Genomic DNA, 16,706 nt, shown 5'->3' with positions numbered 1-16,706 from the left:
TAATTGACAAAGGACTTAAAACATTCATGACAAAAAAGAAAATTGCCTGGATAACAGACAGCACAGCCTATGTTACTAAGGAGCTGCTGGAACATCCTGACGTTTATGTGGTTCCTCTAACCATTACATTCGGTGAGGAATCCTATGAAGATGGTATTGATTTAAATACAGATCAGCTGTATAGCCGGATTCGGAATGAAAAAGAAGTTCCAAAAACTTCGCAGCCCTCTGCCGGAAAATTTGCCGAACTATTTGAATCTTTGAAGCCGGAATATGATGCTGCAGTTGCTGTCCATGTATCCAGCAAGCTTAGCGGCACGCTAAATAGCTGTTTGACCGGAGCAGAGCTGGCTGAGTTCCCTGTTTTTGCAGTAGATTCTAAATGTATGTCATATGCCATTACATCATTGATCAATAAAGGATTAAAGCTTGCTGAAAATGATATGCCGGCTCATAAAATTGCTGATATCCTGCAAAATGAGACCGATAAATCCGATAATTATATATTGCTTGGAAGCCTTGAGCAATTTTATAAAGGCGGCAGAATGTCTGGCACACAATACCTGCTGGGAAGCATATTAAAAATAAAGCCAATTATCCGCATTAACCGGGACGGGGAGTTTGAACTGTTTGATAAAGTCCGTTCAGAAAAAAAAGCAAATAAGAGAATGATAGAATTGCTAGGGAATTCATATGAAAACCACACAATCCCCCAGGTTCAAATCATGCATGGGAATGTGCCTGCCAAAGCAGAGGAACTGGCCGAAGAAATACAGTTTCATTTTCCGCGGCTTGATATTTTCATTGGTGATATAAGTTCAACGATCGCTGCCCATGCCGGTGAGGGAACACTGGCCATTATATGGCAAAACGAAAGTTAAAAAAGCACTCTCCAAAAGGAAAGTGCTTTTTTCTATTCAACCCATGTGAACATGTAATTTTCATCTTCAATTAACTTAGCGTTTTTCACCAGTTTTAAGGGCTTGAATGTATCAATCATGACAGCAAGTTCGAGTGTTTCCTTTTTCCCGATGCTGGCTTCAGTTTTTCCCGGATGAGGCCCATGTGGAATCCCGCTTGGATGAAGGGTGATGGAGCCTTCTCTAATCCCCTTTCTGCTCATGAAATTGCCTTCCACATAGTATAGCAGTTCATCACTGTTGACATTGCTGTGATAATAAGGAGCAGGGATGGCCTCTGGATGATAGTCATATAATCTGGGAACAAAGGAACACACAACAAAGTTATGTCCTTCAAATGTCTGATGGACCGGTGGAGGCTGATGCACTCTTCCGGTAATCGGTTCAAAATCTTCTATATTAAAGACCCACGGATAAAGATAGCCGTCCCAGCCCACTACATCAAGCGGGTGATGATTCAGAATATGGGAATGCAAGTATCCCCTTGTTTTCGTAATAACTTCATATTCTCCTTTTTGATCATATGTTTCCAATGTCTCCGGTCCCTGAATATCCCGTTCGCAAAATGGACTATGCTCAAGCAGCTGCCCATACTCATTCCGGTATCTTCTTGGTGTTGTAATCTGGCTGAAAGACTCCACAAGGAGCACTTTAGTCAGCTGCTCTTTATCCGGAATCACGCGGTAAATAGTGCCAATCGGAATAATGACATAGTCTCCCGGGCGATAGGATAAAGTTCCGAACATGGTCTCAACTTTTCCGGTTCCATAGTGAATGTAGAGCATCTCATCTCCATCGCCATTCCGGTAAAAGCTTTTCATCGGATCAGTAATATTTATGGTGCCTATTAAAAGGTCATCATTCCCGAGTAGATATTCCCTTGCTGAAAGTGCATCCCCTTTCTTTTCAATTTGATCTGTAAACAAATGCCGATGCTTTAAGCTCTCCTGATCTTCATACTCTGGAACATATTTTCCGATCAGTTCAGTTCTTGCTACTTCAGTCGGCATATAGTGATGATAAAGAATGGATTGGGTGCCGGAAAAACCTTTTGTCCCCATTACCTGTTCCCTGTATAGGGTTCCATCCGATTTTTTGAAGGTTGTATGGCGTTTGTGCGGGATCTTCCCCATTTGGCGATAAAACATATTTCCACCTCACTCATTTGCAATTCGATTTTTTAATATTCCGAGATTGCTAATCTCAAGCTCAACCTCATCTCCAGGTTTCAGCCAGCGGTGCACATCCGTGCCCAGCTCAAGAATGCAGCCGCTGCCAACAGTCCCGGAGCCTATCATTTCACCTGGACAGAGGGTTACACCATCTGAAGCCCGCTCAATCATTTCGTAAAAGGAATAGTAGATATCCTGCATATTCCCTTCTGAAAGAAGAGTTCCGTTGACTTTTGCTGTCATCAGCAAATCATAGCCATTTTCAACACGGAAATTCTCAAGCTCATCCTTTGTAACGATATATGGCCCGACGGAAGTGGCAAAATCCTTCCCTTTGGCAGGGCCAAGACCTACCTTCATTTCTTTTCGCTGAATATCTCTTGCACTCCAGTCATTCAGGATGCAATACCCAAATATATAATCATCCGCATCGGAAGCTTTAATATCCTTTCCTTCTTTGCCGATGATACAAGCAATTTCGAGCTCGTAATCAAGCCATTCGCAATGCTTGGGACGCGAAATTTCTTCATTTGGCCCCTTAATGCTCAGATGATTTGAAAAATAAAAGACGGGTATTTCATACCATTCGGATATCATATCAAGTCCGCGGTTATCTCTTGCCGTTTTTACGTGTTCTTCAAAAGCATAGAAATCCCGAAAGCTTTTGGGATTTGGCAGTGGAGCCATTAAGTTCACTTCGGATAAAGGATATACCCCTTTATCTGTGTTCTTCAGTTTTTTGCTGGAAGACAGGTATTCCATAAAAAACTCATGATTCTCAAGGAATGCCAGCATTGTTTTTGGCAGAACACCATTGGTCGCTTCATGCATATCAACAGCATACTCCTCATTCTTCAGCCAGCCCGCTCTTATAGATCCATCCGGTTTTTGAAAGGTTATGAATTTCATGGCATCACCTTGGGTCCGTTTTTCGGATCAATTCAAATACATCAGTCATTGGCCTGGTATAGATATGTCCTGCCATCCGGCCAACAGGCTTCAGCTTTTCGGAATTAATCCTTCCATTTTCGTAAAGCTCTTCAGCAACATGCACATGCTCCACTTTTCCAATCACCAGGCTTCCTGAACCGGGATGTTCTCCAAAATGAAGTACCTGATAGAGACTGCATTCCAAATGGACTTTTGATTCTTTAACCCGAGGCGGCTTAACAGCGGCACTGTTTTCTTTTTCGAGCCCTGCTGCATCAAGTTCGTCTGTACCAGCCGGATAATCCGCTGCACAAATATTCATCTTTTCGGTAAAGTCTTCACTGACAATGTTAATAACGAATTCCCTGGTGGCTTCAATATTAGCAAGCGTATCTTTCTTAGAGCCATCTGTCCCTTTTCGCATCGGTGAAAAGCAAATCAGCATCGGATCTGCACATATGGCAGTAAAAAAGCTGAATGGAGCTGCATTTACATTTCCATCTGTGTCCATAGTGGTTACAAACGCAATAGGACGCGGCAGAATTGAGCCAACCATCAGCTTATATGCGTCTTTCCACTCAAGACTCTGTGGATTTAATTCCATATGCCCTACACCGCCTTTTCATTCAGAAGTTTGTGTATTACAGCCAATGCCGCCTCGTTATCTTCTCTCGTTCCTAAAGTCATCCGAAAAGCATCAACAAAGCCGTCAAGCCTCATTTTCCGGACCACTAAGCCATTTGCAATCAAGTTATCTGCAATAGGAAGCTGGCTGAAAATATATATAAAATTAGTTTGGGAAGGAAAATAGCCGACATGCAATTCAGTTAGTTTTTGGCACACAAATTTCATCTCTTCGGCATTTTTTTGTGCACAATCCTTTATAAAGTCCTGATCATTTAGTGCTGCAGAAGCCGCTGCCTGTGCCAGGTGGTTGACATTAAAAACATCTTTTACCTTTTGAAGGTCATTCACGATCTCCGGATCCATGATTCCATAGCCGACACGGAGACCGGCAAGGCCGTAGATTTTAGAGAAAGTCCTTAGAATGATTAAGTTAGACCTCTGTGCAAGAAGCGGAATAGAGTGAGGATAATCCTCGGAATTCACATATTCATAGTATGCTTCATCAAGAATAATAAGGATATGAGAAGGAACTTTATCAATGAATTGCAGCAGTTCTGATTTTCCGACTATGGTTCCAGTAGGATTGTTCGGATTGCAGATAAACACCATTTTTGTTTTTTCGTTTATCTTCTCGTACATGGCACTTAAGTTATGTGTTCCATTTTGCAGCGGTACTGTTATCGCACTGCCTCCTTCAATCAGGACGTTTGTTTCATACCGAGGAAATGTATTCTGCGCCATAATAGCTTCATCTCCAGCACTTATGTATGCTCTAGTCAATAATCGGATGATCTCTTCTGAACCATTGCTGACCAGAAAGTTATCTTCACTTATATTATAGAATCCCGCCAGCTTGCGTTTGAGCAGGGAAACAGTGCCATCCGGGTAAAAGTAAAGACTGTTCATCGCTTTGCTGATGCTGTTTTTGACTTCGGGTGAACAGCCATACACATTTTCATTATCAGACATTTTCCGGACAGCCATTAAATTGTACTTTTCTTTGATCTCTTCCGGCGAACTGCCAAGCGGATAAGAAACAATCTTCTCCACAGCGCTTTTTGTCTGGATTCTAGCCATCTGGATTGCCTCCTTCTTAAATTTATTAAAAAAGGGAGAAATGCTTTCTCCCTTTTAAGCTGAAAAGTTATAAATTCCCCCGTCTTTCCTGCTCACGTTCAATAGATTCAAAGAGTGCTTTAAAGTTGCCTTCACCAAACCCTCTGGCACCTTTACGCTGAATGATTTCAATGAATAGGGTCGGACGGTCTACGATCGGTTTCGTGAAAATTTGAAGCAAATAGCCTTCGTCATCGCGGTCAACGAGAATATTTAATTCCTTCAATTTGTCTATCTCTTCATCAATTTTCCCTACACGCTCAGAAAGCATTTCATAATAAGAATCAGGAGTGCTTAAGAACTCCACCCCATTTTTTCGGAGGATGCTGACAGTGCTGACAATATCTTCTGTTAGAATGGCCAGATGCTGTACTCCAGGCCCGTTGTAGTATTCAAGGTATTCTTCAATCTGGGATTTGCGCTTCCCTTCTGCAGGCTCGTTAATCGGGAACTTAATTCTGCCTCCATTATGCATAACCTTGGACATCAGAGCGGAATATTCTGTTGTAATGTCTTTATCTGTAAAGTGCTTCATTTCCTTGAAGCCCATTACATTAGCATAATAATTCACCCATTCCTCCATTCTCTCTACATTTCCAACCACATGGTCGACGCCGATAAAACCTGCATCCTCAAATGGTACTTCAGTTTGATAAGGCTCAAAGCCAGGCATGAATACCCCTTTATAATCATTCCGTTCAACAAGTGTATGAATGGTATCTCCATATGTACCAATTACTGCCTTTTTGACTGTGCCGTGCTCATCTTTTATCTCAGCTGGAGGCTGTATTTCGATTGCACCTCTTTCAACCGCTGCTTTGTAAGCCTTTTCAACATCATCAACAGCTAATGCTATATCTTTTACACCATCTCCATGCTTATGAATGAAATTTGAAACTCTGGAACTGTCATTTAACGTTCCTGTGATCACCAGGCGAATCTTTCTCTGCTGAAGGACATAAGAGACTGTTTCTCTATTGCCGGTTTCCAGACCGGAATAAGCAACTGGCTTAAAACCGAAAGCTGTGCAGAAATAATGGCAGGATTGTTTTGCATTTCCTGAATAGATTTCTAAATAATCTACCTCCTCCACAGGAAAGAAATCGTCTGCCTTTTGTTCTTTCAATAATTTTTCATCTTGCATGCTAACCCCTCCGTTTTAATATTAATAATATTTTGAATTCATCATATAGGAAACGTGTAAATGTTCTCAAGAGTTCAAGTTAAAGCTATAATGCACTTCTGCATTAAAGGAATTTACACTTTCACTTTTTGCGTTTTTTGCTTTGGGGGCGGTATGTGAACAGCCAAATTCTTTAAAGCTTCTACAGCTTCCAGCAAGCCTTCATTTACACTTGGATGCGGGTAGTTAGGGAAAATTAAATCTTCATCCCTTGCTCCCATTTCCAATGCAGTAATTCCGGCGGAAATTAGTTCTATTGCTCCGTGGCCTACCATGTGGATCCCCAGAAGAACTTGTTTTTCCCTGCAGCTGATCACTTTTATAAATCCGTCTTTTTTCCCGCTCAATGTGCTGAATCCGTTGGCAGATAATGAGGATACACCAATTTCAATGTCATAGCCCATGTTAATGGCTTCCTGTTCCGTTAACCCGGCACTCGCAATAGGAGGCTGTGTATGTGCAGCAATCGGAATGAAGTGGAAATCTGATTCCGATTTAATTCCCGCAATTGCTTCAGCGGCTGTTTTTCCTTGTTTGATAGCTTTTACAGCAAGTGCAGGACCTTCTGTTACATCACCGGCTGCGAAAATATGTTTCTGTGTTGTCCTGCTTTGACCGTCAACCTTAATAAACCCTGCTTCACATTGCTCCACCCCTATACGGGAGAGTCCCAGCTGGTCAGTATTTGGTCGAATGGAAGATGAAACAAATAGATGTGTGCCTGAAATGGTTTCTCTTTTTCCTTTACTCTCAAAAGTTACTGTTAACAGTCCTTCATTAGTCTGCAGTTCCAATACATCCGAGTTTCTTACAATGTCTATCTTTTTCTTTTTTAAAATCCTCTTCAGTTCCCTGCAAATGGACTGATCAAAATCAAAATCCTCTTTCCCATCTTCGAGGATCAGAGTAACACTAGATCCCAGAGCCTGATAGGCCATACCTATTTCGAGGGCAATGTAATCACTGCCATAAATTAATAGTTTATCGGGTATTTCACTCAAATTTGAAATGGAATGCTGATCTAATACCATTTCACTTAACTCTCTAGTCCAAAGAGGCTTTTCCGGTCTCCCGCCAGTCGCAATGATGGCATTCTGAAATCGGAAAACATCAAATTGGTCTCCTTTTTCGATGCCAATCTTGTCCTCTGACAGAAAAAAGGCTGAACCATTGAGAACTTCTATTTTATTAGCTTGACAGAGAGCTTCAATTCCTGCCCGCAGCTCCTTAATTTTCTTCTGCTTGTATTCCTGGAGCTTGTTTAAGTTTAATGAAATATTTCCTCCTTCAAGCCCCCAATTTTCCCCTTCCTGGAATGAAGTGAATTTTTCAGCAGACTGTGTGAGGATCTTGGAAGGTATGCAGCCTTTATTTAAACAGATCCCGCCAAGCTGATCATGTTCAACTAATGTAACATTTCGTCCCAGCTGAGCAGCGCGAATCGCTGCATGATAGCCCCCTGGGCCGCCGCCGATTACGATGACATCACGCTCATGTGCCAGTTCTCCAACTACCATTTATACCATCTCCAGAACAAGCATTTTCGGATTTTTAATCAATTCAGCAAAGCGGTTTGTAAAGCGTACAGCTGTCGCCCCGTCTGCAACTCTATGATCAAAGGACATAGATATATTCATCATCGACCGAATGACAATCTGGTCATCATCGGTCACAACAGGCATCTTTTTTGTTTTATGGAAAGATACCAAAGCGGTTTGAGGATGCTGGATAATCGGAGTCGCTCCAAAGCTTCCCCCAAGCGGCCCCACATTGCTGATTGTGAATGTCCCGCCAGATATTTCTTTAACAGAAAGCTTATTCTCCACTGCTTTTGCCGTAAGCTGTTTCATTTCTGCATGAATTTCTCTGATTGTTTTATTTTCGACATGCTTTATAACCGGAACGATTAGACCTTCGTCCGTATCAACCGCAATACCGATATGATGTTCACCTGCCAAATGTATTTCTTCCTTTTCTTCATGCAGCACTGCATTGAACACAGGAAATTCTTTCAGGCAAATTGATAAAGCCTTCAGGAAAAAGGCTGTAGCAGATATATTTAGGTTTAGAAGCTTAAGATCTTTTCTGAAAGCAATCAGCTCGGTTACATCAATCTCTTCAAAATGTGTACAATGGGGAATGTTAAAGAGTGATTGTGCCATTTTCTTGGCAATCTGCTTTCGTCTGCCCCTAAACGGAATGATTTCTTTCTCAGCAGGGGGCGTTTTTGTATTATCCTTCAAAACTGCTTGCTCCTGTTCATCATGGGCCGGCTTCGTTTGAAGGGAAGCTATATACTGATAGATGTCTTCATCTAAAATTCGGCCAGCAGGACCTGTTCCCGTGATTTTCTCAATATCAATTTCATTATCGCGCGCTATTTTTCTTGTGAACGGAGAAGCAAGAACCCGTTTTCCTTTGAATGCCACAAAAGAATACTTTTGCTTCTGCGGCGAATCTGTGTAGACAGGAATAGAAACGGCATTCTCTTTTTCAGCGCCTTCCTCACCAGCCGATTCTAAAATTAAAATGGTGGAACCCACTTTAACCGTATCGCCAGGCTGCACTTTAAATTCCTTAATAATGCCTGCTCTCGGGGCAGGTATTTCAGCAGTCATTTTATCAGTTTGTACTTCAACAAGCGGATCGTCTGCTTTCACTGCATCCCCCGGCTTAACTAAAAAGCAATTAATATCCGCTTCCGTCATTCCTTCACCAATATCGTGCAGTTTCACCTCCACGGCTTCTCCTCCTAAAACTTCATTACTTTTTCTATTGCCTGCTGAATCCTTGCCGGAGTTGGCAGGTAATGGTCCTCAAAACCAAAGTATGGAACTGGCGCATCAAATCCAGTAACCCGTTCGACAGGTGCTTTCTGATATAAAAAGGATGTATCATTAATGATGGCAAGCACATCATTTCCGACTCCGCCGGTGGCATGAGCTTCATGAACAATAACCGTTCTCCCTGTTTTTTGGACAGATTCTGCAATCATGTCTTTATCCAGCGGAAATAGGGTTCTTAAATCAATGACATCACAATGTACGTTATTTTCTTTCATCTGCTTTGCCGCTTTCATAGCCTCTGGCACCATTGCTCCCCATGTAATAACCGTTACATCGTCCCCATCCATGAGTTTTTTGCCTTTTCCTATTTCAACCGTATACTTCCCTTCAGGCACTTCCTCCCTGGCCGAACGATAGCAGCGCATCGGCTCAAGAAACAGAACCGGATCCGGGTCTTCAATCGCAGCAATCAGCAATCCTTTGGCATCATAAGGACTGGATGGGCAGACGACCTTGATGCCGGGCATATGAGTGAAAATAGCTTCTGTGGAATCACAGTGAATTTCCGGAGCCCTAACCCCCGCACCATATGGAGCCCTTATTACCATCGGAACAGTAAAATGTCCCATTGTCCGCATCCGAAGCCTTGAAGCATGTGTCATGATTTGTTCATATGCAGGATAGATAAAGCCGAGAAACTGAATTTCGATCACCGGCAAAAATCCATTAACAGCCATTCCGATCCCCGCTCCGACAAAACCTGCTTCACTCAAAGGTGTATCGATAACACGGCCTTCGCCATACTTGGCCTGGAGACCCTCGGTTGCACGGAAAACTCCGCCGTTCCTTCCGATATCCTCGCCCAGCAGCAAAACCTCTTCCTTTTCATTCAGCATAGTATCTAAAGCATCCGTAATGGCTTGAACTAATGTCATGGTTTTTGCTCCAACTGCTGTTTTCATTATCGGCCGCCTCCAATCAGCTTCAGATATTCTTCTTTTTGCTGCTTGATTTGCCATGTAGGCTCAGCAAAGACATAGTCAAAAATTACTGCAGGATCTGCAGGAGGAAAATCTTCCATTGCAGCTACAGCTTTATCTATTTCAGCTGCTGCTTCCTCTTCTATTGCCTGTTGCCATTTTTCATCAAATATTCCTTCGTTTTTCATCCAGCGCTCCAGCCTTAAAATAGGGTCAGTCTCCTGTCTTCTGCTAGTGCTTTCCGATTGATCGCGGTATTTGGATGGATCATCTGCTGTAGTGTGTGCACCATATCTCCATGTCACGGCTTCAATTAGCGTCGGCCCTTCACCTTTACGGGCCCGCTCTATGGCTTTCAGTGTTTCAAAATAAACCATGAAAACATCATTCCCATCGATCCTGACTCCTGGAATATCATATGCCAGGGCTTTCTGGGCAATCGTTTTTGTATTCATCTGCTTCTCAAGCGGAACAGAAATGGCGTATTGATTGTTCTGATTAAAAAAGACAACCGGAGCTTTAAATACGCTGGCAAAATTTAAGCCTTCATGGAAATCTCCCTCTGAGGTGGCACCATCACCAAAATAAGCAATAGCAGCATTGGCAGTGCCTTTTTTCCTTTCAGCAAATGCGGCTCCTGCTGCATGAGGGATTTGTGTCGCAATCGGAATGCCTGGAGGGAAAATCTTCTTTCCGTCAGGCGGCACACACCCTTCATTTCTTCCGTTCCAAAACAACAGGATGTTTCGCAGTGAGTGGCCAAAAGTCATAGCTGCTCCGTGGTCGCGATAGGTAGGAAACATCCAATCGTTCTCCCCCAGCGCAACAGCAGTTCCGACCTGGGAAGCCTCCTGTCCTTCATAAGGAGCATATGTGCCTATTCTGCCCTGCCGCTGAAGTGAAATAGCTTTGCGGTCAAAAGTACGGATTCTAACCATATGTCTATACAACTCTTTTACAAGCTTTTCAGTTACTATTTCTTTATATTCGGAATTGATGATCGTTCCATTTTCGTCCATTATTCGCCTGATCGGAAAGTGATTTTCCATCTTCTCACCCTTTGGCTGGTAAATTATTTTAATAACTTTTATACGGTACAAATATTGTTATCCAAGCAAAAAAATTATGTTCTTACTGCCCACTTCGGGCGTTTCATATGGGAGAAAAAGCTGTTTCTGCGTGTGCGTGCTTCAATGCGGCTCTCGCAGAATTGGTTGGATGCTTCAACTGTTGTAATTCCATTTGCTTCAGCATGTTCGTAGATGTTCAGAAGAGAGTTATAAATAGCTTTTGTTTTACGGAGTACCCTTTCTTTATTAGGTGTATATAATTCATCTGCGACCTGGATTAATCCCCCTGCATTTACAATATAATCGGGAGCATATAAAATCCCCTTATCTTTAAGGATTTGTCCATGGCGCATATCCATTAGCTGGTTATTGGCAGAGCCAACGATTGCTTTTACTTTTAAAAGGTCGATTGTGTCATCGTTAATGATTCCACCCATTGCACAAGGAACAAAAAAGTCGGCCTGGGCCTCATAAATCTCATTGCTGGATAATACCTTCACGCCGGCTCCAATTTCTTTCGCTTTGCTGAGAAGCTGGTCGATTGCCTGCTGGCTGATATCTGTGACAAATAAATCTGCCCCTTCCTCCAGCAGTCTTTCTGCGACTTTATATCCCACTTTGCCAAGTCCCTGAATGGCATAACTCTTGCCTGAAAGGTCGTCTGTTCCGCTCAGTGCTTTATTTGTTGCCTGGAGGCCGTAAATAACACCCTGCGCTGTTGGAACAGAAGAATCGCCGCTTCCCCCATAAACCTCATCAACCCCCACAATGCAGTTCGTTTCCTTTAGGGCATGAACGAAATCCTCTGTAGAAGTACCCATGTCTGTTCCTGTATAGAAGCGTCCGTTCAATGATTCAACAAATTGGCCAAAAGCACGGAACAGCTCAGGTGTTTTATCTTTTAATGGATCCCCGATAATGACAGCCTTCCCGCCTCCGAAGTCACAATCACTAGCCGCACATTTATAGGTCATGCCTTTTGATAATCGGAGGACATCCTCAAGGGCATCATCAACGCTTTTGTACGGAAACATGCGGCAGCCTCCCAATGCCGGCCCCAGCCTTGTGCTGTGGATAGCAATGATTGCCTTTAGTCCGGTAGATTCATCGTTGCAGAATACGACTTGTTCATGGTCTTTAATTTTTTGAAACATATCTGTCATTTCATTCTCCCCTTTATATATGATAGCGCTTACAATAAAATTGAATTAAAATCCCTTTTTTCCGGCTCTGATTCTGCTATTCTTTTAATCTTTCTTTAACAACTGTGCAATCCTGCTTTTCTTCAGAATCACCTGTTTGACTTCACCTTTGCCAGCAAGGATTTCTCCATTATGGACGGTTACAGTTGAGTAAACTGCATTTCCTTCCAGCTTGGATACGGTAGCTGTAATAACAATGGGGGATCCTTCAGGTGACGGAGATAAATGCCTGGCAGAAACAGCTCCACCCATCCCTTCTTCTTCCTCATCCAAATAGGGGGTGATCAGGAGTCGGGAGGCCCACTCCATGTGATAGATCATGGTTACTGTGGAATAGACAGGATGAATGACCTCTCCTTCAAATTGTGCGAACATTTCAGGTGAGACCACTGCACGGATAACTGCCTGGTTCCCAATCTGCAGCCCAGGTTTCATAACACCCCTCCCTTTTTGATCATAAATATGTATGACGTTTATTTAACGATATGATACCATTACGTTAAATGAATAGTCAATAAATTGTAAAAACTTTAAAAATTCTTTTGATTTGACGCATGTAAAAAGGATTAACCGGCAAATTGGCTAATCCTTTTTATTATTCTAAGAAAGCAGCGCACGATCACTTGCCATTTTTGTTCCGCGAATTCGCTGAAATTCATTCAACAGCTGTTCAATTGTCAGATGCTGTTTCTGTCCATCATCTACTTCAAGGATAATCTGGCCTTTATCCATCATAATCAGCCTGTTTCCTAAATCCAGCGCCTGCTGCATATTATGAGTGACCATTAAGGTTGTTAAATTGTACTTTTGAACAATTTCTTTTGTGAGATTGGTAATAAGCTCTGCACGTGCCGGATCGAGAGCTGCTGTATGTTCATCCAGCAAAAGAATCGAAGGCTCTGTGAAGGTTGCCATTAATAAGGAAAGTGCCTGCCGTTCTCCTCCCGATAATAAACCGACCTTAGCATTTAGACGGTTTTCCAGGCCAAGATGAAGGGTCTCAAGAACTTCACGGAAATAGTCTCTGCGCTTTTTCGTCACACCTTTTCGTAATGTTCTTGTTTTATTCCTTGAATATGCCATGGCCAGATTTTCTTCAATTGTCATGGATGGGGCAGTGCCGGCCATCGGGTCCTGAAAAACCCTTCCTATCAGCTTTGCCCGGTTATATTCCGACATGCCTGTGACATTTTGACTGTCGATAAAAACAGACCCAACATCAGGAATCATGACGCCAGAGATAATATTCATTAAAGTGGATTTCCCTGCCCCATTACTTCCGATGACGGTGACAAAGTCTCCCTCATTCAATGTAAGATTGATCGTATCAAGTGCGATTTTTTCATCAGGTGTCCCTTCATTGAAGACTTTATGAATCTGATTTAATTGCAGCACCAGTCTCACCCTTTCTGCCTGATGGCAACTCACTTATGTTCATGCTTCCTGCCAGTCTTTTAGCTTTCCGTTTCTTCTCCTTCGTGCGGTCAATAATCTTCGGCATTATTAATGCCAGGATGACGATAGTTGCTGTTATCAGCTTCATATCACCCGGCTCAAGGAACTCTACCCTTAGCGCCATGGTAACCACGATACGATAGATAATTGCTCCGCCAATGACCGCTAATGTAGTCCTGGCAATTGTTTTTGTTCCGAACAAGGCTTCACCGATGATAACTGAAGCCAGTCCGATAATAATCATTCCGATACCCATACCAACATCGGCGAATCCGCCCTGCTGGGCAATCAGTGCTCCTGAGAAAGCGACCATTGCATTAGAAAGGCCCAGTCCTAAAATCACCATCATATTGGTATTTGCAGAAAGACTGCGAATCATCCTTTTGTTGTCACCTGTTGCCCTTAAAGCTAAACCAATCTCAGTCTGAAGAAAGCGATCTGTCAAAAATTTTATAGCCAATGTGACAACTAACATAAAGAGAATAATGCCCCAAGTTCTCGGGAGGCTGTCGCCCAGCCCAATCACCGACAGGATTGCGTTGAAAAAAGAATCGATTCCTGTTTTATCCCAAAAATCTCTTACATGTGTAATGGCTGTTTCTGTGTTCAGGAGAGGAACATTTGATTTACCCATGATGCGGAGGTTTATCGAATACAGAGCAATCATCATCAGGATTCCTGATAACAGAGCATTTATTTTTCCGAAAGTATGAATAATACCCGTTAGGCAGCCGGCAATAAAACCGGCAAATAATGCAGTGACCGTAGCAAGAAAAGGATTAGCATCGCTGACAATCATGGTTGCAGCTACAGCCGCTCCGGTCACAAAACTTCCATCCACCGTTAAATCCGGAAAGTCCAGTACCCTGAACGAAAGATATACTCCAAGTGCCATAATTGCGTAAATAATTCCTGACTCAAATGCACCGAATATCGCTGTAAACACTAAGAATCACACCCTTTATTTGTTTTAGCTTAAAAAGCAGCCGGCCGGATATTTTCGTTCCAGCCGGCGTATTTTTTACTCTTCATGGAACTCTGCAAAATCAGCCCATTCCTCTTTTACTTCAAGTCCCTGTGCTTCAGCTGCTTTTTTATTAATGACCAGTTTCAGGCTTCCAGGAAGCTCAACCGGGATTTCAGAAGGCTTTTTGTTTCCTTTTAAAATCTCAGCGGCCATCTTGCCTGTCTGGTAACCTAAATCAAAGTAGTTGAATCCGCTTGCTGCTATAGCTCCGCGTTTCATGGAATCAAGCTCACCAACGAATAGAGGAATCTTTTTGCTGTCAGCGACAGAGATAACGGATTCAAGAGCCGACACAACTGTATTATCCGTAGGGATATAGATGGCATCCACTCTTCCAACTAGGGAGTCGGCAGCCTGTTTTACTTCAGCAGAGGTTGAAACAGAGGCTTCTACAATCTTGGCTCCTTTTGGTTCAGCAAGTTCCTTTACCTGTTTCACCTGAACCTCGGAATTTTGCTCTCCGGAATTATAAATGATGCCAATATTTTTAACACCCGCTTCATCAATCATAAAATCAATGGTTTTAGCAGTTCCTTCCGGATGGTTATCAGTAGTGCCTGTAATATTGTCTCCAGGCTGATCAAATGATTCAACAAGACCGGCTCCAACAGGGTCTGTAACAGATGTAAAGAGAATTGGAATGTCTTTAGTCGCATTAAGAGCACTAACAGCACTTGGAGTGGCATTTGCAAAAATCATATCCACTTTATCGCCTACAAAGTTATTAGCGATCGTCTGGGTATTGTTCATATCAGCCTGAGCATTTTGGAAATCAAATTTTACATTATCGCCTTCTTTAAATCCTTCATCTTCCAATGCTTTTTTAAATCCCTCTGTAGCTGCATCCAGGGAAGGATGCTCGACAAACTGTGTGATGCCTATAGTGTACTGCTTCTTTTCATTACCTTCTGAGGAAGAACCACTCGATTTCTCCTGTCCGCAGCCGCTCAAAACAAGCATGCCTGCAGCCATTAATAAAGAAAAAGCTTTCAACGATTTTTTCATTATATGACCCCCTATACTACTTTATTTAACTATCAGCTTGCTGATAGCTTATACCCTTTATGTATACGCTTACATGGTGAAGTAAATAAATGGTTATTACCATTTATATGATATTTACTTTAGATATCGTAAATACAACGTTATATTATCACCCTAAGGCCAAGAGTGTCAATAATATTCTAAAAATTTGATATATTTTAATAAATCGTTTTAACAAAAAAGCAAGCAGGTGTGAAACCCTGCTTGCTAATTTAATAGCTTCTTAGCCTTTTGAAGCTGAAGATCAGCATCCTCTATCATTTTATCCAAAATTTCCTTTACGCTCGGGAGATCACCAATCAGGCCGGCTATTTGGCCGCTGTTCATAAAACCCTCCTCGCCGTTTCCACTTATTGCTCCAATTTTATGATAATCTTCAGAAGTTAGTTTATTAAACTCATCCAGAGAGATTCCTTTTTTTTCGTAATCCAGCAATTTATTGGCATAACCGGTGGAAAGCACTCTTCGTATTCTGCCAACTGAACGCCCCACTATAAGGGTTTCATGATCAGATGCTTCAATGATTTTCTTTTTATACTCCGGATGAAATGGCGCCTCTTTGGTTGCTATGAATCTGGTACCCATTTGTACACCGCACGCCCCCAGGGCAAGCATGGCAGCAAGACCTTTACCATCACCGATTCCTCCAGCTGCCACGACAGGAACTGAGACTTTGCCTATTATTTGAGGAATCAAAACGAGTGTGGTGGTTTCAAGAGCACTATTGATTCCAGCTGCCTCATACCCTTCCGCCGCAATGATATCAGCTCCTGCTGCCTCTGCTTTTAGCGCCTGTCTTACAGAAGCAGCCACTGTAATGACCTTCACCCCATTTTCATGCAGCTTAGGTATAAAAGAAGCAGGATTTCCAGCCGAAAGGGATACTGCAGGAATCTTATGTTTAATGATAAGGGATAAGATTTCCTTAACATACGGGGAAACACTTAAGGCAATGTTAACGGCAAATGGTTTATCTGTTAAACTCTTAGTTTCTACTATTATCTTCTCAACTTCCTCCGGAGGCATTGTTCCTGCTCCGATCGTGCCAAGCCCGCCGGCTTCAGAGACGGCGGCTGTCAAAATGGCGTTGCTGATATTCCCCATGCCGCCCTGAATAATTGGATATTTAATATTTAAAATGTCTGTTACTCTATTCAATAAAATTCCTCCTTCGTTAAAATAATGTTATACTAA

General features: G+C 42.5%; 16 protein-coding genes. 1 reads left to right on the top strand and 15 read right to left on the bottom strand.

Annotated features, from left to right (window positions below):
* Nucleotides 1–26: 26 nt before the first annotated feature.
* Nucleotides 27–881, top strand: coding sequence for a DegV family protein (locus BK139_RS02100; protein ID WP_076256625.1), 855 nt, complete (start codon nt 27–29; stop codon nt 879–881).
* Between the two features lie 32 nt (nt 882–913).
* Here the strand turns inward: BK139_RS02100 and BK139_RS02095 are convergent, their stop codons facing one another.
* The 15 genes from BK139_RS02095 to BK139_RS02025 form a co-directional block, all read right to left on the bottom strand.
* Complete coding sequence (locus BK139_RS02095; protein ID WP_076256314.1) at nt 914–2,068, bottom strand: homogentisate 1,2-dioxygenase; 1,155 nt, start codon at nt 2,066–2,068, stop codon at nt 914–916.
* A 9-nt stretch (nt 2,069–2,077) separates the two neighbouring features.
* Nucleotides 2,078–3,001, bottom strand: a complete 924-nt coding sequence (locus tag BK139_RS02090; protein WP_076256312.1) for a fumarylacetoacetate hydrolase family protein — start codon at nt 2,999–3,001, stop codon at nt 2,078–2,080.
* Nucleotides 3,002–3,005: 4 nt separating this feature from the next.
* A complete protein-coding gene (locus tag BK139_RS02085) occupies nt 3,006–3,626 on the bottom strand; it encodes a flavin reductase family protein (protein ID WP_076256311.1) in 621 nt (206 codons plus the stop codon).
* 5 nt (nt 3,627–3,631) lie between these two features.
* Nucleotides 3,632–4,726 carry a histidinol-phosphate transaminase gene (gene hisC / locus BK139_RS02080; protein ID WP_083675279.1) on the bottom strand — a complete coding sequence of 365 codons (1,095 nt, stop codon included), beginning with the start codon at nt 4,724–4,726 and terminating at the stop codon, nt 3,632–3,634.
* A gap of 67 nt (nt 4,727–4,793) precedes the next feature.
* Nucleotides 4,794–5,909: a 4-hydroxyphenylpyruvate dioxygenase gene (hppD, locus tag BK139_RS02075; RefSeq protein ID WP_076256309.1), complete on the bottom strand. Its 1,116-nt coding sequence runs from the start codon at nt 5,907–5,909 to the stop codon at nt 4,794–4,796.
* Between the two features lie 113 nt (nt 5,910–6,022).
* Complete coding sequence (gene lpdA, locus BK139_RS02070) at nt 6,023–7,465, bottom strand: dihydrolipoyl dehydrogenase (protein WP_076256307.1); 1,443 nt, start codon at nt 7,463–7,465, stop codon at nt 6,023–6,025.
* Nucleotides 7,466–8,689, bottom strand: coding sequence for a dihydrolipoamide acetyltransferase family protein (locus tag BK139_RS02065; RefSeq protein WP_076256305.1), 1,224 nt, complete (start codon nt 8,687–8,689; stop codon nt 7,466–7,468).
* Nucleotides 8,690–8,700: 11 nt separating this feature from the next.
* Nucleotides 8,701–9,696, bottom strand: coding sequence for an alpha-ketoacid dehydrogenase subunit beta (locus BK139_RS02060; RefSeq protein ID WP_076256303.1), 996 nt, complete (start codon nt 9,694–9,696; stop codon nt 8,701–8,703).
* A complete protein-coding gene (gene pdhA / locus BK139_RS02055) occupies nt 9,696–10,763 on the bottom strand; it encodes a pyruvate dehydrogenase (acetyl-transferring) E1 component subunit alpha (protein ID WP_076256621.1) in 1,068 nt (355 codons plus the stop codon). Before pdhA ends, BK139_RS02060 begins: the two co-directional genes overlap by 1 nt.
* A gap of 74 nt (nt 10,764–10,837) precedes the next feature.
* A complete protein-coding gene (locus BK139_RS02050; protein WP_076256302.1) occupies nt 10,838–11,947 on the bottom strand; it encodes a Leu/Phe/Val dehydrogenase in 1,110 nt (369 codons plus the stop codon).
* An 84-nt stretch (nt 11,948–12,031) separates the two neighbouring features.
* Entirely contained in the window at nt 12,032–12,421 is a 390-nt protein-coding gene (locus tag BK139_RS02045) for a thioesterase family protein (protein WP_076256300.1), read from the bottom strand.
* Between the two features lie 165 nt (nt 12,422–12,586).
* A complete protein-coding gene (locus tag BK139_RS02040; protein ID WP_035332534.1) occupies nt 12,587–13,381 on the bottom strand; it encodes an ABC transporter ATP-binding protein in 795 nt (264 codons plus the stop codon).
* Nucleotides 13,356–14,387, bottom strand: a complete 1,032-nt coding sequence (locus BK139_RS02035; protein ID WP_076256298.1) for an ABC transporter permease — start codon at nt 14,385–14,387, stop codon at nt 13,356–13,358. The genes BK139_RS02040 and BK139_RS02035 overlap by 26 nt, the downstream gene beginning before the upstream one ends.
* Before the next feature lie 75 nt (nt 14,388–14,462).
* Complete coding sequence (locus BK139_RS02030; protein ID WP_076256296.1) at nt 14,463–15,473, bottom strand: ABC transporter substrate-binding protein; 1,011 nt, start codon at nt 15,471–15,473, stop codon at nt 14,463–14,465.
* A gap of 246 nt (nt 15,474–15,719) precedes the next feature.
* On the bottom strand, nt 15,720–16,670 hold the full coding sequence (locus BK139_RS02025) for an NAD(P)H-dependent flavin oxidoreductase (RefSeq protein ID WP_076256294.1): 951 nt from the start codon (nt 16,668–16,670) through the stop codon (nt 15,720–15,722).
* Nucleotides 16,671–16,706: the final 36 nt, after the last annotated feature.

This window comes from Paenibacillus sp. FSL R5-0490 (assembly GCF_001956215.1).
In the GTDB taxonomy this organism is placed as follows: domain Bacteria; phylum Bacillota; class Bacilli; order Bacillales; family Cytobacillaceae; genus Cytobacillus.
This window is presented reverse-complemented; position numbering and strand designations above follow the sequence as displayed.

What these genes read in the sequence shown, in the direction of transcription:
- BK139_RS02100 (WP_076256625.1), top strand. Translation starts at nt 27, where the DNA reads ATGACAAAAAAGAAAATTGCCTGGATAACAGACAGCACAGCCTATGTT.
- BK139_RS02095 (WP_076256314.1), bottom strand. Translation starts at nt 2,068, where the DNA reads ATGTTTTATCGCCAAATGGGGAAGATCCCGCACAAACGCCATACAACC.
- BK139_RS02090 (WP_076256312.1), bottom strand. Translation starts at nt 3,001, where the DNA reads ATGAAATTCATAACCTTTCAAAAACCGGATGGATCTATAAGAGCGGGC.
- BK139_RS02085 (WP_076256311.1), bottom strand. Translation starts at nt 3,626, where the DNA reads ATGGAATTAAATCCACAGAGTCTTGAGTGGAAAGACGCATATAAGCTG.
- hisC (WP_083675279.1), bottom strand. Translation starts at nt 4,726, where the DNA reads ATGGCTAGAATCCAGACAAAAAGCGCTGTGGAGAAGATTGTTTCTTAT.
- hppD (WP_076256309.1), bottom strand. Translation starts at nt 5,909, where the DNA reads ATGCAAGATGAAAAATTATTGAAAGAACAAAAGGCAGACGATTTCTTT.
- lpdA (WP_076256307.1), bottom strand. Translation starts at nt 7,465, where the DNA reads ATGGTAGTTGGAGAACTGGCACATGAGCGTGATGTCATCGTAATCGGC.
- BK139_RS02060 (WP_076256303.1), bottom strand. Translation starts at nt 9,696, where the DNA reads ATGAAAACAGCAGTTGGAGCAAAAACCATGACATTAGTTCAAGCCATT.
- pdhA (WP_076256621.1), bottom strand. Translation starts at nt 10,763, where the DNA reads ATGGAAAATCACTTTCCGATCAGGCGAATAATGGACGAAAATGGAACG.
- BK139_RS02050 (WP_076256302.1), bottom strand. Translation starts at nt 11,947, where the DNA reads ATGACAGATATGTTTCAAAAAATTAAAGACCATGAACAAGTCGTATTC.
- BK139_RS02045 (WP_076256300.1), bottom strand. Translation starts at nt 12,421, where the DNA reads ATGAAACCTGGGCTGCAGATTGGGAACCAGGCAGTTATCCGTGCAGTG.
- BK139_RS02030 (WP_076256296.1), bottom strand. Translation starts at nt 15,473, where the DNA reads ATGAAAAAATCGTTGAAAGCTTTTTCTTTATTAATGGCTGCAGGCATG.